Below are 21,313 nucleotides of genomic sequence, written 5' to 3'. Positions count from 1 at the left end.
TTCTTTTAAGAGGTCAAAAAATGTACAGGGGTTTATTTACTACTTGTTAATGTTACTCCGAGATGCTGGTGGGCCGCACATTGAGTTTCAATGTACCCGGCACCAAAAATGCCCGCCGAAAGATAAGCTGTCCACGCTGACCTTCCATAAATGAAGCAAAACCATTGCCCAATCCCCTATGTCTTTCCTTCAGATTGTATACCAAACGTCTGATCAAAGGGTAACGGCCTACATAAATATTTGCCTGCACAGGTTGTACAAACTTTCCTTCGAGGTCGCGGCTTTCAAGATGCGCAATTTTTACTTTTTGCAAAAAAGAAAGTTGCGTTGAATCCTGGCGGTTGCCTACCCAGCTTACACCTACAAAACCGATGGCATTGGGTGTGCGGCTTACATAATCAACAACACCCTCGCTGGTTTGCGCCGCCACCACGCTGGGACCAAGCGAATCGCCCCTTAGTACCGAATCCATGATATACCGAACCGTACTGGTGGCCCTTACCCCATCAAAAACAGGGATCAGTTTTTTGGGGCTGGTGCCCTTGATGATATCCCTGAGTTCCTGTACCGTAAATAAAGAGTCGGGGGCAGTGGGGTTTACCAAAACGGCAATGGCATCAAATGCTACCGTCGAGTATTTAGGCGCCACTTTAAAAGAGTCGGTCATAAACTTTTCTTCTGCTGGCGTAAAACCCCGTGTAGCAATCACCATCCGGATGCTGTCTACACCAAAATCCTTCAGGCACTCGGCCTCGGGTTTGTAGTGCACAATGATCTTTGTTTTAGGATAGGATGACTCGTAAACGGCTACCTGCGCATCAATTACCGGCTTGAACGACTCGTCGGCACTGATATGAATGGTTCCTTCTTCACGGGTGTCGGTGGGCAGTGCGCTCTCTGTATTATTCCCACAGGCTGTGATGGCGGCGGAAATCACCAGGGTACCCAGCCAGCCATACAGTTTTGTATACATGCTTCTTATCATCTGAAGTAGTTCTTCTTGTACCCACGATAAATCCGCCACAGGCCGTAAATCAGGAAGAGGACACCGGCAAATTTGTCTATTGCAGAAGGTTTCTGCCGGAAAATGTTCATGTCCAGGGCTTCGTACAACAGGAAATAGCCCCCTATTATTATAAACAATACTCCCATGCCGTAGTCCAGTATGGAGCGCATGCCGGCAACCTGTTTGCGTCTTTGTTTTTCGTATTCTTCAATCATTGCAAATCCGTCCTTTAGCACCGGGGTTGGCAATTTAGGGATTTTTCACTCTTCACTTCCCACAAATGTTACCGGCAGGGTAAACAGCACAGCTACTTCTTTTCCATGCTGCCGCGCCGGCTTCCACCTCGGCGAACGCTGCAGTGCACGCAGCACAATCCTATCAAGCTCTACCGTTGATGATTGCAGCACCTCTGTAGCCAAAACCGTTCCATCTTTTCCTATTACAAAACGAACTTTTGTGGTAAGCGCACCTCCTGCGCCCAAACCTTCGGGTTGCCCGATTTGGCGCGAAAGGTAGCGGGCAAATGCTTCGGGGCCGCCGGGAAACAGGGCTGGCTCTTCAGCAGTTGCAGCATCTATAACAGTTGGCTCCGGTGCCGGCGCTTCCGGTGCGGGTGTGGCTGGCGCAGGGCTGGGCGCATCATCACCTGCTGGCGCGTCGCCTTCCTGCTTTTCCGTACCAAAAGCTGCCACAGCAAGGGTTTGCACCGGCGGCACTTCTGCTTCGGGTGGCACCAGTTGGTCTGGAACAATTTTGATTTTGCCTGCAAAATGCTCCGCAGCTACCTGCTGACTGGAGGATTTGGGAGCGGCTGGCTTTTCAGGTTGGGCTAAAGGCTTGGGCAATTCCACAGTAGATAGAACAAGCGGCCCCGGATCCTTGACACTAGTGGTATCGGAAGGCTGCTCTTGCGCCAGCAACAGGAACAGCAAACTACCTATTGCCAAAGCCAGTCCAACGGCTAGCCACAATCGTTTTTCGTAATCCTTCCGGAGTGCATAGGCGCCATAAGCTTTGTTGCGGTTGTCAAATACAATGTCCAGAACGTCGGCATGAAGAATTTCAGAGCTGGTCATGGTTGTGTGGTTTGCCAATGAGATGCGGGAAATTGGGAAATACATAAGGGTGAAGGCAGGAAGTTGTAAAGGGAAGACGACAGACTATGGTCTATGGTCCATGGACCATAGACCATAGTCTGTGTTGCGCTGGCCAACTGTCGTCTGCTGTCTGTTGTCCCTAATCTGTTGTCTTCATTCCAAACCTTTTCGTTCCTCCATTTCAAATCCTGCCCATCACCGGTTACCTTTGCCGCCATGAAAATTTTGATGGTCTGCCTGGGCAATATCTGCCGGAGCCCTTTGGCTGAGGGCATCCTGAAACACAAAGCCAATGCCGCCGGTCTCGACTGGATAGTTGAAAGCGCCGGCACCCTGGGTGCCCATGTGGGCGAGCCGCCGCACAAGCTGTCTCAAAAAGTGGCGCTCCACCACGGTGTAGATATCTGCCAGCAGCTGGCCAGGCGCTTTGAAGCCGCCGACTTTGAGCGTTACGACAAGCTATACGCCATGTCGGCTGACGTGCTGGAGCACATGCAGGAAATTTGTGGTAAAAAGTTCATTGCTGCCAAAGCCGCCCTTTTGCTCAACGAACTTTACCCCGGTGAAAACCGCTCGGTAGTTGATCCCTGGTACGATGGTACCGAGCCGGGCTTTATGGCCGTTTATAAAGAAATAGAAAAGGCCTGCGAGGCCATTGTTCGAAAGTACAGGCAGGTAACTGCATAAGGATTTCGGATCGCTGATTTGTGGATTTGTAATTGCTGATTTAGGATTGATGATTCCAGAATTTGTTCAATAAAAACTTGCAACCAGATATTTCTAAATCTAAGATCCGCGATCACAAATTCACAAATCAGCGATCCAAATTCGCAAAACTCAATTTTTCAAAAATCTGAACCGCTCCCATAATGGCTAAGCCCTCCCTTCCGCAAGGCACCCGCGATTTTGCACCCGATGTAGTGCGCCGCAGGCAATATATTCTCCACACCATCAAAACCGTATTTGAGCTCTATGGCTTTCAGCCGCTGGAAACCCCGGCCATGGAAAACCTGGAAACCCTCATGGGCAAGTACGGCGAAGAAGGCGATAAGCTGATTTTTAAGATCCTGAACAATGGCCTGGACAACCCTGCCAAGCAGGAAGCCACCCGTGCTGCTTTTGAAAAAGCTTTGGAAGGGAAAAACACAAAAGACCTTACCGAGCGTGCCCTGCGTTACGATCTCACGATTCCATTCGCCCGCTTTGTGGCCATGAACCACGGGCAGCTCACCTTCCCGTTTAAGCGCTACCAGGTGCAGCCCGTGTGGCGTGCCGACCGCCCACAGCGGGGCCGCTACCGCGAGTTTTACCAGTGCGATGCCGACGTTGTGGGCTCCAACTCCCTGCTCAATGAAGTGGAACTGGTGCAGCTTTACACCGAAGTGTTCAACCGCCTAAAGATGGACGGCTTTGAACTGCGCATCAATTCGCGCAAAATTTTGGCAGCCCTTGCCGAAATATGTGGTGGCGCCGACAAGATGGTAGACATCACCATTGCCATCGACAAGCTGGATAAGATCGGTATTGAAAAAGTAAAGGAAGAACTGGGGCAACGCGGTTTGCAGGAAACCCAGATCAGCACCATTAAGCAATATCTGGCCATTGACGGCAGCAACGAAGCAAAGCTGGCTGCCATCGAAACCCTGCTCAGCGAAAGTGAACAGGGCAAAAAGGGCATTGCCGAAATCCGCTTTGTACTGGAGCGCACCCAATTGGCAGGCACCAATGCACCGTTAATCATTGACTTTACGCTGGCCCGCGGCCTCAACTACTACACCGGTATCATCTTCGAAGTAAAAGCACCCGCTACCGTAAAGATCGGCTCTATTGGTGGTGGTGGCCGTTATGATGACCTCACCGGTTTGTTCGGCGTACCCAATATGCCCGGCGTGGGTATCTCTTTTGGCGTAGACCGTATTTACGATGTGCTGGAAGAACTGGCCTTGTTTCCAGACACCGTAGCGCAGGGCACCAAAGTACTCTTCTTCAATTTAGGTGAATCGGAAAGCAAACAGGCCTTTGCATTGGTGCAGCAACTGCGCGGTAAGGGTATTGCCACTGAGCTCTTTCACGAGCAAGCCAAGATGGATAAACAGTTCAAATACGCCGAAAAGAAAGGCATTCCTTATGCCATCATCATTGGCTCCAAAGAACTGGAAAGCGGCACCTGCAATGTAAAGGACCTGCGCAACGGACAGCAGCAATCCATTGGCTTTGCCGACCTGTTGACACAGAGCTTCGAATAAAAGTATATTTACAGAAAGCAAAAAGCATGAGTGCTGTACCTGCAACAAAGCTTATGTCCCTAGCCGAATACCTGCAAATGGAAGAAACGGCTGTAGAAAAGTCGGAGTACTATAAAGGTGAAGTATTTGGCATGTCGGGTGGGAGTATTGCACACAATACTATTTCTACCAACACAACAGCGCTGCTCTGGAATTTTCTACGCGATAAACCATGCAGAGTATTCAACAGCGATCAGAAGGTAAGAATTGAAGCAAACTCACTTATTACTTACCCCGATGTATCAGTATTGTGTGGCGAGCCGGAATTGTGGAATAACCGAACGGATATGATTCTTAATCCATCCGTCATTATTGAAGTGCTCTCCCCTTCTACTGCAGGCTACGACCAAGGCGATAAATTCAAACTATACCGAGATATTCCTCCTTTGAAAGAGTACATCCTTATTGCCTCAACAGAACAAATGGTGCAGCGATATGTAAAGCAGGCGCCGCATCACTGGGCCTTCAGCGACACACGTGATGCAGAAGGCTTGTTCCAGGTAGAAACAATTGGTTTTAGTTGCCCGGTAAAAGAGTTGTACCGAAACGTAGATTTTCAACAACAGTAAGCTTACAACACCTAAAACAAACAGGCCTTAGCGGGCCTGTTTGTTTTTACGGTCATCTGTCAAAAACGGGCGCAACCATGCCGTGGGTACACCTTCTTTGGCGCCTTCCAACAGGATGTCGTCTACTTCAACTTTGATGCGGGCAACCTTTCCTTCTTTGTTGCGGAAAAATACCATCCGGCTGCCTTCAAACTCTTTCATGGTGAAAGTATCAACACCCTGCTTTTCCAATACGCTCCCACCTTGGGTGGACGAAACGGAAAGCACATTTCCCTGCATCGAAATTTCGGCAGCAGTAACAAAACTTCCTTCAGGGAAAGTGTACTTGCCAACATAGTTGGTAAGGGCAGTGTCTTTGGTTTGTGCAAAAACAGATCCTACAGCCAGCAATAAAGCCGACAGAAACAATACGCGTTTCATTTGATTTTGTTTTGGTGATTGGGCAAATAGATACAGCACTATTATAGCACTGATTGAATGTACCAGCCTAACGGGTGAGCCCCGGAATAAGTTACAGTAGCAGCGAAAATTTATTTAACCCGGATAAAATTCAGGGATGAATCAAACAGCGGCTCTTCTTCCAGGTTGGCATTGCGGTAGCCGTATTTAAGCCCCTGGCTATATACTTCGCGCCATAACTGGAGCTGGGGTAATACACCTTTGTAAAAACGGCCACCCTGCAAGTGCGGACGTGCATTGTGTACCGCCGTGTCGATGTACGCAGACAGGGTTGTATCGGTAGTGATGAAAAGCGATTGGTTGTATGGATAACGGTACACCAGGCTGCGATGCCCCATACTATCGGTAGTGTATTCTTTATCCGAAAATCCTCTGGGTACCCGCAGTTTTACCTTGCCCAAAGTACCGGCATCGTAATACTGGTGGCGGTAATCGCCAAAGAGCGCACAACCCGAACAAAGCAGCAAGAGCAAGAATGGAATAATCCGCATATCAGCGTTTACAATTTTCAAAAATGACCGCAGCACCCTGCCCCACGCCTACACACATGGTGGCCAGGCCATACTTGGTACCACTCCGCTTCAATTCGTGTACCAGCGTGGTGCTGATGCGCACACCACTACATCCAAGCGGGTGACCAAGGGCAATAGCGCCGCCATTTACATTCACCTTTTCGGGGTCGAGCTGCAGGTCATGCATGCAGGCAAGCGCCTGGGCAGCAAAGGCTTCATTCAATTCAATCCGCTCCATATTGGCAATAGAAAGCGATGCCCTGCGCAAAGCTTTTTGCGTGGCGGGCACCGGGCCCATACCCATGGTGGCGGGGTCTACGCCTGCCACTGCCATGGAAACGATTTTTGCCATGGGCTTCAGGCCATATTTCCGTACCGCTTCTTCGGAAGCCAGCAGCATGGCGGCCGCACCATCATTGATGCCGGAGGAATTGCCTGCCGTTACCGTACCATCCTGAACAAATGCAGGCTTTAGGGTCGCCAGCTTTTCGATGGTAGTATGCCTTGGATGTTCGTCGGTATCTACCAGCGCCGTATGGCCCCTTTCATTGTCCACGGTAACAGCTACCAGCTCCTCTTTCCACACACCCTTTTCGAGTGCGGCAAAGTAGCGCTCCTGCGACCGTGCCGCAAAGGCGTCCTGCGCTTCCCGCGAGATATGCCACTGCCGGGCAACATTTTCAGCGGTTTCGCCCATATTGTAGGGATGGTGCAATGCAGAGAGCTTCGGATTCATAAACCGCCACCCCATGGTGGTATCCCAAACCTCCGCATTGCGCTGGAAAGGCGTTGTAGCCTTGGCCATTACAAAAGGCGCACGGCTCATGCTTTCCACACCACAGGCAATCACCAGTTCGGCATCGCCGCATAGTATCTGCCGGGCGCCGTTCATGATGGCTTCAAGCCCGGAGGCACACAATCGGTTGACGGTGGTACCCGCCACCGATGTGGGCAGACCAGCCAGTAGGGCAGCCATACGGGCCACGTTGCGGTTGTCCTCACCGGCCTGGTTGGCCGCGCCGGCAATCACATCCTCGATATCAGCGGGATTGATCTGCGGAAAACGGGCCACCAGGTCGCGGATCACATGGGCTAGCAGGTCGTCGGGGCGGATGGCACTCAATGCGCCGCCGTACTTGCCAATGGGGGTTCGCAGGGCATCAATCACATAAACTTGTTGCACTCCATTCATACAACTAAATATAGCGATATGATTCAATGCAGGTTGGCTTCACCAAAAACATGCAACACCGGCCTGGCCCTGCTTTTTTGTAATAGCCATTTAACCGTATCCTGCCTTTTTCGGTAATCCCATAGCTTTGCCCTCCCTTAACCAATACCCCAATGCGCATTATCCTTGTTCTTTTACTGCTGCTATCCTTACCAGTTTTTGCCCAAACTGGCCGGATCAAAGATGTCAACACCATTGGCTGGTACACCAACCAAACCACGCTGCGCTTTCATCCCAAATGGAGCGGCCACCTTGAATACCAGTGGCGGCGCGATGAGCTGATCAAACATGGACAGCAGGGGCTTTTGCGCACCGGCATCAGCTACGAAGCCACCGATCGCCTGCAGCTGAGAGCTGGGTATGCCTGGGCCGAAACCTATCCTTATGGCGACATCCCTATACAGGCCATCGGCCGCACCTATACCGAACACCGCGCATTCCAGATGGCAACACTTACCGACGAAGTAGGCCGTGTGGGCCTTAGCCACCGGCTGATGCTGGAGCAACGCTGGGTGGGCCAGTACCAGGATCCGCAGGCAGAGAAAGAAGATGTTTTCCGCTACACCAACCGGGTAAGGTACATGCTGCGGGCACAGGTGCCGCTGAACAAGCCCACAATGGGCGACAAAACCCTGTACGTTGCTGGCTATGATGAAATACTGATGGGTTTTGGGAAAAATGTAGGCGAAAATGTGTTTGACCAAAACCGCCTTTCGCTGTTGCTTGGCTACCGCTTTAGCAAAGCTTTTCGTTTGGAAGCTGGCTACCTGCAGCAGATTGTACAACTGGGCCGCGAAGTCGAAGGCCGCAATGTTTTCCAGCACAACAGGGGCCTCATTTTGAACACTTACCTGAACTTCGACCTGTCCGGCCGATAAATACCCCTTTTTAATCCTGTGCTAACATAAAGGCTGGTACAATGCCTGTACCTTTGCGCGATGATCGCGAGTGCAGCAAAAAATATCCGCCATTTAAGTTTAAACGAGCTGGAGAACTTCTTTATCCTGATGGGTGAAAAGAAGTTCCGTGCCAGGCAGGTATGGGAATGGATCTGGCAAAAAAAGGCACAGTCCTTTGCCGATATGACCAACCTGAGTAAGGACCTCCGCCAAAAACTGGGCGAGCATTTCTCCCTGCCTGCACTTACCATCCACACATCGCAGCACAGCGCCGATGGCACCATCAAAACGGGTTTTGTTACCCACGAAGGCCACTTGTGCGAAGGTGTGCTTATTCCCACCGATACCCGCAACACGGCTTGTGTTTCTTCGCAGATTGGTTGCTCCCTGAGCTGCAAGTTTTGCGCTACCGGTTATATCGACCGCAAACGCAACCTCGATTACGACGAGATCTACGATGAGGTGGTATTGCTGAACGAGCAGGCCGAAAAGGCATATGGTAAAAAGCTTTCCAACATCGTGTTCATGGGTATGGGTGAGCCCCTGCTCAACTACAAGAACGTGCTGAAAGCTATCGAGCGCATCACCGCTGAAGACGGCCTGGCCATGAGCCCGCGCCGGATTACCGTATCTACTGCGGGTGTAGCTAAAATGATCAAGCAGTTGGGCGACGATGAAGTGCGCTTTAAGCTGGCTCTTTCGCTGCATGCCGCCAATGATGCCAAGCGCAACGAGATCATGCCCATCAACGAAAGCAACAACCTGAAGGCACTGATTGAAGCACTCAACTATTTTCACAAAAAGACCAAGAACGAGATCACGCTTGAGTATATCCTGTTCAAGGATTTCAACGACAGCCTGAAGGATGCCGACGACCTGATTAAGGTATACCGCCAGGTACCCGCCGACCTGGTGAACATCATCGAGTACAACCCCATTGACCTCGCTACGTTTGAAAAGCCTTCAGAGGAAAAGACCAATGCCTTTATGGCTTACCTCGAGAAGAACAAGGTGAATGCACGCCTGCGCCGTAGCCGCGGTAAGGACATTGATGCGGCTTGCGGGCAATTGGCGAACAAGCAGCAACAACCACTTTCCTCTTAAAAGGGAAAGTCACATTCATATGATTGTTCAAAACAAAGCCACTCCTATGCAGGGTGGCTTTGTTGCTTTTGGAGCGATACTATTATCAAGCTTTGGAGACAGCATTGACTTGAACTTGTTCCAGATTCGCACCTACTGCCGTTAAAAACCTTTGTTCAGGAATTTGATGGGAACACGGATAGAACGGATGAGACGGATATCCGTACCTATCCGTTATATCCGTTCCATCCGTGTTCCCATCAAAAAGTATTGATACAGTAATCTTCATTCAACAAATCCGGCCTAAGCTCCCATTTAGAAGAACAAGGGGCATTAACCATCATTAACCTTTGTTCATTAAACGCTACTGTTTGGTTGCGGTCTATCCTGTACAACTAAAAACAGAAGCATGAAAAGAATAATTATGGGCGCCCTTTCGCTCCTCCTCATCACCGGGGCAGCACAAGCGCAAAGCGTACAAAAAGGTAAAGAACACCGCAGGCAACAATGGGAGCAACTGAACCTCACGGCTGACCAGAAATCGAAACTGCAGGCACTCAATGAAGAACAGAAAAAAGCTTGGGCCGAACTTAAAAGCAAAGGCCAGGATGCAGCAGCGCAAAAGCAACGCCGCGAGTTGATGCAGCAGTTCCAAACAAAACGTAAAGCCATCCTCACTGCCGAACAGCAGCAGCAATTAGCCAAGTTGCGTTCCGAACACCGCAAGGAAGCACGTGGTAAAATGCAGGAAAGCAGGAAAGTAATAAAGCAGGAACTGAACCTGAGCCAGGCACAACAGGAAAAACTGAAAAGCCTGAATAAAAATTTTCGGACCAAACGTGAAAGCCTGAAAGGCAATACAGCCCTCTCGGATGCACAAAAAAAGGAGCAAATGAAAAGCCTGGCAAAGCAACACCGCCAGGAGCTGAAAGGTGTACTTACCACCGAGCAGCAGCAGAAAATGCAGGAATTGCGCAAGGAACACCGTAACAAAAACGGGAAATAACGCCTGTTTAACTACAATACCGTCGGTTTAGAAAAAGAAAAGACCATGCGCTGCATGGTCTTTTTTACCTTTGCAGACTTATTTACAGCGATGAAGAAGAAAACAGGTTTTGAAAAATTTGCCAAAGGGCAAAGCAGCGGCGCCAAGAAAGAGCAGTTTCGCCAGGAGAAGCGTCAGTTCAAGAAAGAGCTGACCCAACAGGCGGAGCGCAAAAAGCTGGAGCTGAAAGCTAAGGCCGAAGGCGAAAAAAAGCCCCGCATTATCATTGAGCGCAAGGCGGAAGACAATATGCCGCTGAACAAGTACATCGCCCATTGTGGCGTGTGTTCGCGCAGGGATGCCGTGGAGCTGATCAAAGCCGGCAAAGCTACCGTGAACGGTGAAACCATCCTGGAGCCTGGCCACAAAATTAAGGTCAAGGATGAAGTAACGGTGAATGGCAAAAAAGTAACACCGGTAAAAGGCCTGGTGTACATCCTGCTGAACAAACCCAAAGATTACCTCACCACCACCGAAGACCCGCAGAACCGCAAAACGGTACTCGACCTGATTAAACAGGCTACTTCAGAACGAGTATACCCCGTAGGCCGCCTCGACCGCAACACTTCGGGTGTACTGCTGCTCACCAATGATGGCGAGCTGTCGCAAAAATTGACGCACCCCAGCAACGAGATCAAAAAGGTGTATGCCGTTAGCCTCGACAAGCCCCTGACCAAGGCGCATTTTGATGCTATTGTAAAAGGCACCGAACTGGAAGACGGCATCATCAATGTTGATGCACTTGCTTATACCGAAGCTGGCGATAAAACACAAATTGGTATTGAAATACACAGCGGCCGCAACCGCATTGTACGCCGCATCTTCGAGCATTACGGTTATGATGTAAAAGGTCTCGACCGCGTAATGTTTGCCGGCCTCACCAAGAAGAACGTGAACCGCGGCAAATGGCGCCTGCTCACCGAAAGGGAAGTCAGGGAGCTGAAGTTTTTTGGCAGGGGGAAATGATAATGAGCTAATGTGATAATTAGCGATTGTGCTAATGGGTGTCCGTGGTGATGCCCATTTTTTGTAAGGCGTGAATGGTGAATGGGCAATAGTGAATGGCGTAGAACGACAAACGTGAAACGTGAAATGTAAATGGTCAATGGTGAATGGTGAGTAAGTTTCCAATACCAGACAGTCTACTTGTTGTACCTTAAAAAATTGTTCACGATTCACGATTCACGATTCACGATTCACGATTCACGACAACTATGAAGCTTAACGACCACATCGTATACGAAGACGACCAACTGGTAGCCATCAACAAACCTGCTGGCATGCTGTCCATCCAGGATCGTGCAGGCAACCCTGCATTGAAAAATTTATTGCAGGACAAGTATGGTGAAATTTTTACCGTACACCGCCTCGATAAAGATACCAGCGGCATGATCGTATTTGCTAAGAACGAAACTGCGCACCGGCAGTTGTCCATGCTGTTTGAAGGCCGCGATGTTGCTAAGTACTATGTTGGACTGGTGGTGGGCAAACCACCTTATGAGTCGGGCACTGTAGATATCGGGTTGCTGGAACATCCTGTACGTAAGGGCATGATGGTGGCCAATAGAAAAGGCAAAACTTCCATCACAGATTATGAAATGCTGGAATCTTTCCGCCAGTACACCTGGATGCAGTTCCGCATTCATACCGGCCGCATGCACCAGATACGCGTACACATGAAAGACATTGGCTGCCCGCTGGTGTGTGATGAATTGTATGGCGATGCCAAACCGGTCTTTCTTTCCGGTATTAAGACCAAATACAACTTATCAAAAGAGGAACTGGAAGAAAGGCCACTGCTTGCCCGCCTGGCACTCCATTCTTATAAGCTGTCTTTCACCTTATCTGGCAAAGAATACAACCTGGAAGCAGAGCCACCAAAGGATATCAGGGCTACGTTGCAACAGCTGCGGAAGAACAAGTAGGATTTTCACGCCAAGGCGCTAAGGAACAAAGTATATTTTCACGCAACGACGCCACGGAGCCACGGCACAACGAATTTTAGAATGAAGTCCTGATCGATGATCAGGACTTTTTCTTTGGCATACTGAGCGAAGCGAAGTATCTGCTCTTTGTGTTTTAAAGATGGAATTAAAAAATAGTCTTTAAGTGTTCCCATCTATGGCATTCAGATCCTTCGCTGCGCTCAGGATGCCAAGTCGGGGCCGGGAATGATCATCAATAATCCAAAAAACCCGTCCTAATCTTCCAGCAAGGCCTTTTGTATTCCTGCCTTCGCGCAAAAACTTCTTGGCGACTTTGCCCCTTAGCGCCTTTGCGTGAAACCTTTCGTTGCGCCGTGGCTCCGTTGCGCCGTTGCGTGAAACAAAAAAGAGCAACCCTGAGGCTGCTCCTTTTTATATCTCCACTAACTAATTACTACTTACAGGATAAAACCCACTGCCACGGTAGTATTGCTGAATTCATCGATGAGGATGAATGCACCGTTTTTCGGGTTGTCGGCATAACGATCGGCAAAAATGGGCTTGGCAGTTTTGATGCTTACTTCACCAATATCATTCAGGCGGAAAGCTTGCGCATCGGCTTTTTCCTCGATGGTGCTCATATCTATGACATGGGCAACAGAGTTAATTTTTGCTTTGATGCGGTTCACACCATGCTGCAGCAAAAAGGTTTTGCCTGCAGTGAGCGGCTGCTCGTCCATCCAGGTAAGCTTGGCAGCAAACTGTTGCAATTGCTGGTAAGGCGCATCTACAGGCACCAGGGTATTGCCCCGGCTAATGTCCACATCATCTTCCAGTTCGATGTTGAGGCTGTCGCCGGCATGGCCCTGTTCTACTTTATTGAGACCGGAATAGATCGCTTTGATGGTGCTTTCTTTCAATGAAGGCAGTACCGCAACGCGCTGGCCAACTTTAAGCGAACCGCTTACCAGTTTACCGGCATAACCACGGAAATCGTGGTGCTCGTCGCTATGCGGACGGATCACGAACTGCACATGAAAACGGGCAGGCAGGCTTTCGTCGCGCTGGTGTACGGGCATGGTTTCCAGGTACTGGAGCAGAGGCTGACCGGTGTACCAGGGCATTTTATCGGAAAGCGTTACTACATTGTCGCCGTACTTGGCAGCCAGTGGAATAAAGGTCAGCGATCCTTTGAAACCGATCTTTTGCGCCAGCCCTGCTACATTGGCTTTGATGCCTTCGAAAGTGGCCTGTTCGTAATTGGCCAGGTCCATTTTGTTTACGGCAACAATCACCGTATCGATCTCCAGCAAAGAGGAAATAAAGAGGTGGCGGCGGGTTTGCTCGCTCACGCCATTGCGTGCATCCACCAGCACAATGGAAGCCTCGGCATGCGAAGCACCGGTGATCATGTTGCGGGTATACTCCACATGGCCCGGCGTATCGGCAATGATGTATTTGCGCTTGTCGGTTGAAAAATAGATATGCGCCACATCGATGGTAATACCCTGCTCACGCTCTGCGATGAGGCCATCGGTAAGCAGCGACAGGTCTACAAAGTCAAGCCCTTTTCGCTGGCTGGAGGCTTCTACGGCTTCCAGCTTGTCTTTGGTGATCGATTTGGTATCATAAAGCAGCCGGCCGATGAGGGTACTTTTGCCATCATCTACACTGCCTGCTGTTGCTAAACGTAAAACATCCATGATATCTTAAATTATTGCCACAAAGACAGTAAGGCTCAAAGGAGCACAAAGTCTTTGTGTTACTTTCTGTCTTAGTGCCTTAGTGGCAAATGCTTTTAAAAATAACCTACCTGCTTCCGCTTCTCCATAGCCGCTTCGGAGCGCTTATCGTCGATGCGGGCGCCGCGTTCGGAGATGGTGGCTTCCTTGATTTCTTCAATGATCTTGTCGAGCGTAACGGCTTCGGAAAGCACGGCTGCGGTACAGGTCATATCGCCAACGGTACGGAAGCGCACAGTAGCCTCAAAGGGCACTTCGTCTTCGGTAGTGTTGAGGAAGGGAGAAGCAGGCCAGTACATACCATCGCGTTCGATGATCTGGCGCTTGTGCGAGTAGTAGATGGAAGGAATCTCCATCTTTTCTTCGCGGATATAATTCCATACATCCAGCTCGGTCCAGTTGGAAATGGGGAATACGCGTACGTTTTCGCCTACGTTGATCTTGCCATTCAGCATATCAAACAGTTCGGGGCGTTGCTTCTTGGCATCCCACTGGCCAAAATCGTCACGTACCGAGAAGATACGCTCTTTGGCACGGGCTTTCTCTTCATCGCGGCGGGCACCACCAATACAGACATCGTATTTACCTTCTTCAATGGCGTCGAGCAGGGTAACAGTTTGCAGCATGTTGCGGCTGGCATATTTACCGGTTTCTTCCTTCACCTTGCCCTGGTCAATGCTGTCCTGCACATACCGTACAATCAGCTGCATGCCGCTTTCCTTTGCCAGCCAGTCGCGAAAAGCGATGGTCTCGGGAAAGTTGTGGCCGGTATCGATGTGGAGCATGGGGAAGGGTACCTTGGCAGGATAGAAAGCCTTGATGGCCAGGCGTACCAGGGTGATGGAATCCTTACCGCCGGAGAACAGCAGTACGGGGCGCTCGAACTGGGCGGCTACCTCACGCATGATATAGATGGCCTCATGCTCCAGTTCGCGGGGAAAAGTATTGGTCAGGTCTAATGCACTCATTGCTTTTATTTAAACAGCTCTTCCATCTCTTTGAGAGATGGAAGAGCTGCGCGATAACTATTTGACTAAATGCAGCCCGCACTCCTTGTGCGAAGCTTCCCACCACCAGCGGCCGGCACGCGGATCCTCGCCGGGCTCGATGGCACGGGTGCAGGGCGCACAGCCAATCGAGATAAAGCCTTTGTCGTGGAGGGGATTGTAGGGAACATTGTTCGCCTTGATGTAGTCCATCATCTCCTCGTAGCTCCAGTGGAGCAGGGGGTTGATCTTGTACATCTTTTTGTCTTCGAGCCATTCCACCATCGGAATGTTTTTGCGGTGGTCGTTCTGCTGGGCACGCAGACCGGTGATCCACACATCGGCATCTGCCAGTGCACGGTTCAGCGGCTCCACTTTACGAATGCCACAGCAGGTCTGGCGGTTTTCCACCGACTCGTAAAAGAGGTTGATGCCTTTTTCCTCCACCATCTGCTGTACGGCAGGTGCCTGGGGAAAGAAGACCTGGAACTTCATCTTGTACCGGGCTTCGGTACGTTCCATGGTATCGTATACTTCGTTGAACAGGCGGCCCGTATCGATGGTGAAGATGGTGACGCCTATTTTGTTGCGGGCAATAATGTCGGTGAGCACCTGGTCTTCCTGGCCCAGCGAAGAAGAAAACTTCACACGGCCGGGGAAAAGTTCTGCTGTTTTTTGCAGCGCCACTTCTATCGGCTCACTTTCAAAAAGGTGTTGTAATTGTTCCAGCAGTTGCATGTGCAGTTTTATTAAATGAGTGATGAGTAATGAATAATGAGTTAGCTGCTCATCATTCATTACTCATCACTCATTATTCATTATCCTTCCACGTTGGGCTGAGGGGTATAGCGCAGGTAAGGCTTTACCACTTTCACACCCTTGGGGAATTTAGCGATCGCATCTTCGGTGCTAACAGCAGGTACCACAATCACGTCTTCGCCGTGGTTCCAGTTGGCAGGTGTTGCTACCTGGTATTGGGCGGTGAGCTGCAGGGAGTCTACCACGCGCAGTACTTCGTTGAAGTTGCGGCCGGTAGAAGCAGGGTAAGTGATGCTCAGCTTAAGTTTTTTATCAGGGCCAATGATGAAGAGGCTGCGAACGGTAGCCTTTTCAGAAGCATTGGGGTGAATCATATCGTACAAAGTAGCAACGGTGCGGTTCTCATCGGCAATGATGGGAAAGTTCACGTTGCATAGTTGTGTTTCTTCGATGTCTTTCTTCCAGCCATGGTGCGAATCGATGCCGTCAACGCTTACTGCCAGCACCTTTACATTGCGCTTGGCAAACTCGTCGTTCAGCTTTGCGGTAAAACCCAGCTCCGTAGTGCATACAGGAGTATAATCGGCAGGGTGCGAAAACAGGATACCCCAGCTATCGCCCAGGAATTCATAGAAATCGAGGTGGCCAGCAGTGGTGTCGGCCTGGAAATTTGGAACGATATCGCCTAATCTTAATGACATAACAGGAGGTTTTTTGGTGACGAATGGGCGTAAAAGTAGGTTCTTTTAAACACCCTACCAAACCGGTAGACTTTTTTCACATTTCAGGTGATACCAATCCGCCAACAGGGTTCTTATCCCGCAATATCAGGTCGGCAAGGGTCCGGTTTTCCATAATGGCCAGCGTGGCATCGCGCACTTCTACCAGTATATCGTGCAGACCGCAAAACTTCTCGTTGCAGTTTTCGCAACGCTGGTAGAAGTACAGGCTTACACAAGGCAACATGGCTATGGGCCCGTCAATAAGGCGGAACACCTTTGCAATTTTGATTTCCGAAGGGGAGTTTTTGAGAAAATAGCCCCCACCCTTTCCTTTTTTGGAATCAAGGATACCCGTGTTTTTGAGGTGCAGCAGGATGTTTTCCAGAAACTTCAGCGGAATTTTCCTTTCCTCTGCGATCTCGGAAATCAGCACCGGCCCCTCGTTGTATTTTTCCACCAGGTGGGTAAGCGCCTGGAAGGCATAGTATGCTTTTTTGGTTAACATAGTTTTCAGTTTGTGTACACTCAACCTATAAGGTTTTTAAAACCTTATAGGTTGACCGATCCCATCAAGCTTCAAGCAACTCGATTGAATAATCAATTTTAGAGTTTTTCTGCAGCATTGCCGACACTCCGCAATATTTCTCCAGCGAAAGATCGATGGCTTTCTTCACCTTGTCGCGGTTCTCTGCGCCTGTTTTTACGCGGTACACAATATGAATGTCCTTGAACACGCGGGGATGTTCGCTGGTTTGCTCGGTTTGTACTTTGATTTCTACACCGCCATGGGGCACCCGCATTTTCTCCAGCAAATCTACCAGGTCGATGCCCGTACAACCAGCCAGGCCGGTAAGCAGCAGTGCCTTGGGACTATAGCCATTGCCATCAATCTCAATGGTGCTGTTGTTGTAAGTACTGGTAAAGGCATGTGCGCTTTTCCAAACAGTAGTTGTTTCCATAACGATCTATTAAGCTTATGATGTACCGAAGCCAGGGCACCCTGCGGCAAAGAAAAGTGCATACAATCACTTTGCCGGCTCCGCACTCTTTTGGCCTTCTTCAGGCGCCTCGCTCCATCCGTGTTTTTGATTTTGCTGGATATTTTCCACCGTCCATTCCAGCCTTTCCTTAAAAGGGTGCTGGCGTACAGGACAGGCTTTTTTATCGCAGAGCGGGCATTGAAAGTACAGGCAACCATCGGAGTGCACAAACAGTTCCAGGCTTTCGCCGTATTCTTTGCGCACCACAGCCGCCAGCTGGTCTACCTCTTCGTGCGCCTGGTGCACATTGAAATACCAGGGTACGGTAAGGTGGCAGTCGATGTGCAGCAGGTTGCCATACTTTATTACCCGCAGGTTGTGGAGGTCCACCCAGGCATCGCGGCGTGCGGCGTTCAAGATACCCACCATCTGGTTCAACAGCTCCATATCGGCCTCGTCCATGATGCCTGCCACCGAGCGGCGCACAATCTGGTAACCGGTATAGGAAATAAAAGCACCAAAGCCAAGAGCCACTGCAGCATCCAGCCATGCCAGCCCCGTAAGGTTTACCAGCAACAGGCCGGCAACAATGCCCGCTGTTGACCAGGTATCGCTTTGCAGGTGTTTGCCGCTGGCCATCAGTGCCAGCGAACCCGTGCTTTTGCCCTGCCGCAGGGCCATTAGTCCCAGCAGCCAGTTTACGACCGCTGTGGCGCCCACCAGGTACATACCGGTATCCACCTCTTGCAAAGGTTGCGGGTGAATCAGGTTTTTGATGGCGGTATAAAAAATGATGGCGCCTGCTGCCAGCACCAGCGTACCTTCTACAGCCGCCGAAATAAACTCTACTTTGCCATGGCCATACGGGTGGTTTTCATCACGTGGCCTTGCCGACACATGCAGGCTGTACAATCCAATAAAACCGGCCACCACGTTCACAATACTCTCCAAGGCATCGGTAAGCACGGCTACCGAATGTGTGAGCCACCAGGCCGTAAACTTTACGATCAGCAGCAGTGCCGACAGGATAGCGATGGCCCTTTGCAGGCGGATGTTGCGGAGCGAATCGGTAACAGGAGCGGTCATAATATATCGGCAGTCAGTAGTTCACAGTTCAAAGTCGGGCACCTCACATATCACCTGTATCGCTCAAAGCGCAAAGGAGTTTTCCAACTTTGAACTTTGAACTCCAGACTCAGTACTTATACAGCCGCATCGTAGCGTTTTTGTATAAAATCCCAGTTCACCACTTTCCACCAGGCCGCGATATAGTCGGGACGCTTATTCTGATAGCGCAGGTAGTAAGCATGTTCCCACACATCCAAGCCCATGATGGGAAAACCTTTGAGTTCGGATACATTCATCAGCGGGTTGTCCTGGTTGGGTGTCGAACCAATACGCAGCTTCTTGTCGCCGTCCAGCACCAGCCAGGCCCAGCCCGAGCCAAAGCGGTTTTTGCCGGCATCAGTAAACTGGGTCTTAAATGCATCGAAAGAACCAAAGCTGCTGTCGATAGCCGTCGCCAATTTACCCGAAGGTTTGCCGCTGCTGTTGGGACTCATGATTTTCCAAAACAGTTCGTGGTTGTAGTGCCCGCCGCCATTGTTGCGCATCTTGGCCGAGTACTTCGAAATATTGCGCAGCACCTCTTCCAAAGGCTTGTTCATATCCACGCCTTCAGCCTTAGCTGCATCCTGCAGGTTGGTGGCATAGCCCGCAGCATGCCTGGTAAAATGCAGCTCCATGGTAGTGGCGTCGATGGCATCGTTGAGGGCGCCATAGCTATAAGGCAGCGGATCCTGTTTGAAGCCGGTGGCGGCACTGTTGCCGGCAACCTTGCCCAATACAGTGCAGGAACTAATCAAGGGTGCAGCGCCTGCTGCGGCCCACAAGCCAAGGCCCGCTTTTCCGGTATCGATCAAAAACTTACGACGGTTCTTTGGTTCAGCCATGGAAGGAAGGTTTTTTTAGGGTAAAAAACAGCAGGCATTCACTAAGCGGTAGCGCCCCGTTTTTCTTTTTTCCGGCGCAGGTAAACCTGCAACTTTTGCCAGCCCCGGTAATAAAATTCTTTATTGAATAATTGCGAGTCATTGATGGCTTTGGCGGTCAGGAATAAGCCAACAGGTACCAGCACAAATGTAGACAACCACATCCCGAAAAAGGGGCTCATGGTGCCTGCCTTGGCAAATTTTTCCCCCGTGGTTCCCAGGAAGTAAAAGACCATAAAAAATACGACCGAAATAACCAGCGGGCTACCCAACCCGCCTTTGCGGATGATGGAACCCAACGGCGCACCAATCAGGAACAACACCAGGCAGGCCAGCGAAAGCGATATTTTTCGATGCCACTCAATCTGGTGCTTCCACAGGTCTTTTTGCTTTTCCTCGTATTGGCCGGCTATCATTTCGTTATTCGATTTCAGCGACTGTGCAAGACCCTGGCTGCGCAGCCAGATGGTTTGTTTCAGTGAATCGGCAATCAGGGCATCCAGGCTGCGGGCCTTGCTGGCGGTGGGATACTTTTTCCAGGGGCTGTCCAGGAAGCGCACAAACTCAATAGAGGGCAGCACATCGCGCTGCACTTCATCGCTGAACGAAAAAGCATCCTTGCGCAGCGAGTCGATGGCCACATCCAGCTGGCGCATGCTCAGCATCCGCTGGTTGTTTTTGTTCACACTATCTGCGGACCGCTGAAACTGGAAAGAGCTCAGGTCAAATTGCTTGTTGTATTCCTTGAAGCCGAGGCGTATAAAGTCGGTATTCTCCCGGCCCGAATTGCCTTTTTCCTGGTAGCGCCAGCCGTTGCGCAGGTTGAACTCCAGGTAGCGCTTATTATCGCTCACCCGCATCACGCCATCTTTGGCGATGATGAAGTTGTCCTGGTGTACACTGTTTTGCTCGTAAATAATGATGTCGCGGATAATACTGTCGTTGGCTTCCTTCTTCCCGATTTTGATGGCAAACCCCGTGATCTTGTCGTAAAACACGCCTTCCCTGATATCGAAACTGGGCTTGGCATACACGATATCGGCCAGCAGGGTGCGGCTTCGAAGGTTGGCTACCGGGATAATATAGTTGCCAAATAAAAAAGCGACCCCGCAAATAAGCAGTACCACCCACAACAGGGGCTGCATAAAACGCAGCAGCGAGATACCTGCCGATTTGATGGCTACCAGCTCGTAGGTTTCGCCCAGGTTGCCAAAGGTCATGAGCGAGGAAAGCAGCACCGCCAGCGGGAGCGCCAGCGGCACCAGGGCGGCGCTCTGGTACCAGATAAACTCCAGGATAACGCCGGCACTCAGACCTTTGCCCACAAAATCATCGATGTACAACCAGAAAAACTGGAGCACCAGCACCAGCAGGGTGATGAAGAAGGTGGCTACAAAAGGCCCAATAAAGGCCCTGATAATAAGTTTATCGAGTTTTTTTAACACCGGCTTTGTTTGGATACAAAAAGGGAAGCACTACCAAAGGCACGGCCTTCAACACCAGCACTTCCCCTTTCAGCTATTGACTGTGAACTAATTAATTTTGACGGATATGTCTGCGGCAAAAATAACGCTTTCGGATGCTGCGCTGGCTTTGTTTGCCGATGCCCACATCATTTTAACGAAGAACCATATTTTGGAGCAAACAAGCCATTTGCTGGCAGGCCTGCAGCACCAAATGGTGGAAATGGCGGCAGTAAACAGGGGCGCTCCTGCCCTCTTTGCCAATGCCGGAAAAATCTCCAGGGGCGAGAACTACAAAGGCCTGCCCTGGCTGGTGCTCGATTATCCCCGCCTGTTTGGCAACCCCGATATCTTTGCCATACGCAGCTTTTTCTGGTGGGGCAATTTTTACAGCAGCACCCTTCACCTTGCCGGCAGCCATGCAGCACAAAACAAAGATGCGCTCCTTGGGGCCCGGCAGGTACTGGCCGATGGTGCCTACTACCTGCACATAGGTACCGATACATGGGCGCATCATTTTGAGCAGGACAACTACATCGCTATTGCCGGCCTGGACGAT

24 protein-coding genes are annotated in these 21,313 nt (G+C 50.4%); 9 read left to right on the top strand and 15 right to left on the bottom strand.

All coding sequences use genetic code 11. The annotated features are described in order from the left end of the window. Positions 1-52: 52 nt before the first annotated feature. Genes BUE76_RS06190 through BUE76_RS06180 form a run of 3 tightly spaced genes read right to left on the bottom strand, consistent with a single transcriptional unit; the run spans position 53 to position 2,082 of the window. Positions 53-973, bottom strand: a complete 921-nt coding sequence (locus BUE76_RS06190) for a PstS family phosphate ABC transporter substrate-binding protein (protein ID WP_073041017.1) — start codon at positions 971-973, stop codon at positions 53-55. 8 nt (positions 974-981) lie between these two features. Then, positions 982-1,221: a hypothetical protein gene (locus BUE76_RS06185; RefSeq protein ID WP_073040795.1), complete on the bottom strand. Its 240-nt coding sequence runs from the start codon at positions 1,219-1,221 to the stop codon at positions 982-984. Positions 1,222-1,266: 45 nt separating this feature from the next. Beyond that, positions 1,267-2,082, bottom strand: coding sequence for an energy transducer TonB (locus tag BUE76_RS06180; RefSeq protein WP_073040797.1), 816 nt, complete (start codon positions 2,080-2,082; stop codon positions 1,267-1,269). A 237-nt stretch (positions 2,083-2,319) separates the two neighbouring features. Here BUE76_RS06180 and BUE76_RS06170 point away from each other — a divergent pair, with 237 nt between their 5' ends. The 3 genes from BUE76_RS06170 to BUE76_RS06160 all read left to right on the top strand — a co-directional run bounded on the left by BUE76_RS06170 (position 2,320) and on the right by BUE76_RS06160 (position 4,957). Then, on the top strand, positions 2,320-2,790 hold the full coding sequence (locus BUE76_RS06170) for a low molecular weight protein-tyrosine-phosphatase (protein ID WP_073040799.1): 471 nt from the start codon (positions 2,320-2,322) through the stop codon (positions 2,788-2,790). A 182-nt stretch (positions 2,791-2,972) separates the two neighbouring features. Then, positions 2,973-4,349 (top strand): histidine--tRNA ligase, encoded by a 1,377-nt coding sequence (hisS, locus tag BUE76_RS06165; protein ID WP_073040802.1) that lies wholly within the window; start codon positions 2,973-2,975, stop codon positions 4,347-4,349. A gap of 53 nt (positions 4,350-4,402) precedes the next feature. Further along, positions 4,403-4,957, top strand: coding sequence for a Uma2 family endonuclease (locus BUE76_RS06160; RefSeq protein WP_158069932.1), 555 nt, complete (start codon positions 4,403-4,405; stop codon positions 4,955-4,957). A 27-nt stretch (positions 4,958-4,984) separates the two neighbouring features. Here BUE76_RS06160 and BUE76_RS06155 read toward each other — a convergent pair whose 3' ends face one another. From BUE76_RS06155 to BUE76_RS06145, 3 genes are all read right to left on the bottom strand, one after another. Beyond that, on the bottom strand, positions 4,985-5,377 hold the full coding sequence (locus BUE76_RS06155; RefSeq protein WP_073040806.1) for a DUF3471 domain-containing protein: 393 nt from the start codon (positions 5,375-5,377) through the stop codon (positions 4,985-4,987). A gap of 110 nt (positions 5,378-5,487) precedes the next feature. Next, positions 5,488-5,907, bottom strand: coding sequence for a hypothetical protein (locus BUE76_RS06150; RefSeq protein ID WP_073040808.1), 420 nt, complete (start codon positions 5,905-5,907; stop codon positions 5,488-5,490). Position 5,908: 1 nt separating this feature from the next. Continuing rightward, positions 5,909-7,120 (bottom strand): acetyl-CoA C-acyltransferase, encoded by a 1,212-nt coding sequence (locus BUE76_RS06145; protein WP_073040810.1) that lies wholly within the window; start codon positions 7,118-7,120, stop codon positions 5,909-5,911. A 152-nt stretch (positions 7,121-7,272) separates the two neighbouring features. Here BUE76_RS06145 and BUE76_RS06140 point away from each other — a divergent pair, with 152 nt between their 5' ends. The 5 genes from BUE76_RS06140 (at position 7,273) to BUE76_RS06120 (ending at position 12,111) form a co-directional block, all read left to right on the top strand. Continuing rightward, a complete protein-coding gene (locus BUE76_RS06140) occupies positions 7,273-8,037 on the top strand; it encodes a DUF2490 domain-containing protein (protein WP_073040812.1) in 765 nt (254 codons plus the stop codon). 60 nt (positions 8,038-8,097) lie between these two features. Then, on the top strand, positions 8,098-9,162 hold the full coding sequence (rlmN, locus tag BUE76_RS06135) for a 23S rRNA (adenine(2503)-C(2))-methyltransferase RlmN (protein ID WP_073040814.1): 1,065 nt from the start codon (positions 8,098-8,100) through the stop codon (positions 9,160-9,162). 388 nt (positions 9,163-9,550) lie between these two features. After that, positions 9,551-10,147, top strand: a complete 597-nt coding sequence (locus tag BUE76_RS06130) for a hypothetical protein (protein ID WP_143157220.1) — start codon at positions 9,551-9,553, stop codon at positions 10,145-10,147. A 90-nt stretch (positions 10,148-10,237) separates the two neighbouring features. After that, the gene (locus tag BUE76_RS06125; protein ID WP_073041018.1) at positions 10,238-11,152 is read left to right on the top strand and encodes a pseudouridine synthase; all 915 of its coding nucleotides are present in this window, start codon (positions 10,238-10,240) and stop codon (positions 11,150-11,152) included. Positions 11,153-11,400: 248 nt separating this feature from the next. After that, a complete protein-coding gene (locus BUE76_RS06120; protein ID WP_073040818.1) occupies positions 11,401-12,111 on the top strand; it encodes an RluA family pseudouridine synthase in 711 nt (236 codons plus the stop codon). Between the two features lie 458 nt (positions 12,112-12,569). Here BUE76_RS06120 and BUE76_RS06110 read toward each other — a convergent pair whose 3' ends face one another. The 9 genes from BUE76_RS06110 to BUE76_RS06070 all read right to left on the bottom strand — a co-directional run bounded on the left by BUE76_RS06110 (position 12,570) and on the right by BUE76_RS06070 (position 20,736). After that, on the bottom strand, positions 12,570-13,814 hold the full coding sequence (locus BUE76_RS06110) for a sulfate adenylyltransferase subunit 1 (protein ID WP_073040822.1): 1,245 nt from the start codon (positions 13,812-13,814) through the stop codon (positions 12,570-12,572). Between the two features lie 95 nt (positions 13,815-13,909). Then, a complete protein-coding gene (cysD, locus tag BUE76_RS06105) occupies positions 13,910-14,821 on the bottom strand; it encodes a sulfate adenylyltransferase subunit CysD (RefSeq protein ID WP_073040824.1) in 912 nt (303 codons plus the stop codon). 57 nt (positions 14,822-14,878) lie between these two features. Next, positions 14,879-15,577: a phosphoadenylyl-sulfate reductase gene (locus BUE76_RS06100; protein ID WP_073040827.1), complete on the bottom strand. Its 699-nt coding sequence runs from the start codon at positions 15,575-15,577 to the stop codon at positions 14,879-14,881. A gap of 80 nt (positions 15,578-15,657) precedes the next feature. Beyond that, positions 15,658-16,299, bottom strand: coding sequence for a peroxiredoxin (locus tag BUE76_RS06095; protein WP_073040828.1), 642 nt, complete (start codon positions 16,297-16,299; stop codon positions 15,658-15,660). Between the two features lie 76 nt (positions 16,300-16,375). Then, entirely contained in the window at positions 16,376-16,825 is a 450-nt protein-coding gene (locus BUE76_RS06090; protein WP_073040830.1) for an RrF2 family transcriptional regulator, read from the bottom strand. Positions 16,826-16,889: 64 nt separating this feature from the next. Continuing rightward, positions 16,890-17,279 carry an OsmC family protein gene (locus BUE76_RS06085; RefSeq protein ID WP_073040832.1) on the bottom strand — a complete coding sequence of 130 codons (390 nt, stop codon included), beginning with the start codon at positions 17,277-17,279 and terminating at the stop codon, positions 16,890-16,892. Positions 17,280-17,345: 66 nt separating this feature from the next. Further along, the gene (locus tag BUE76_RS06080; RefSeq protein WP_073040834.1) at positions 17,346-18,386 is read right to left on the bottom strand and encodes a cation diffusion facilitator family transporter; all 1,041 of its coding nucleotides are present in this window, start codon (positions 18,384-18,386) and stop codon (positions 17,346-17,348) included. Positions 18,387-18,502: 116 nt separating this feature from the next. Continuing rightward, positions 18,503-19,252: a superoxide dismutase gene (locus tag BUE76_RS06075; protein ID WP_073040836.1), complete on the bottom strand. Its 750-nt coding sequence runs from the start codon at positions 19,250-19,252 to the stop codon at positions 18,503-18,505. Between the two features lie 41 nt (positions 19,253-19,293). Then, positions 19,294-20,736 (bottom strand): LptF/LptG family permease, encoded by a 1,443-nt coding sequence (locus BUE76_RS06070; RefSeq protein WP_073040838.1) that lies wholly within the window; start codon positions 20,734-20,736, stop codon positions 19,294-19,296. Between the two features lie 106 nt (positions 20,737-20,842). Here BUE76_RS06070 and BUE76_RS06065 point away from each other — a divergent pair. After that, on the top strand, positions 20,843-21,313 hold a 471-nt coding region (locus BUE76_RS06065; RefSeq protein ID WP_216820632.1), incomplete at its 3' end, for a hypothetical protein.

Origin of the sequence: Cnuella takakiae (assembly GCF_001953305.1) — a bacterium.
Taxonomy (GTDB): Bacteria; Bacteroidota; Bacteroidia; order Chitinophagales; family Chitinophagaceae; genus Flavisolibacter; species Flavisolibacter takakiae.
Note: the sequence above shows the minus strand (reverse complement) of the source record. Positions and strands in the feature narration are given on the sequence as shown.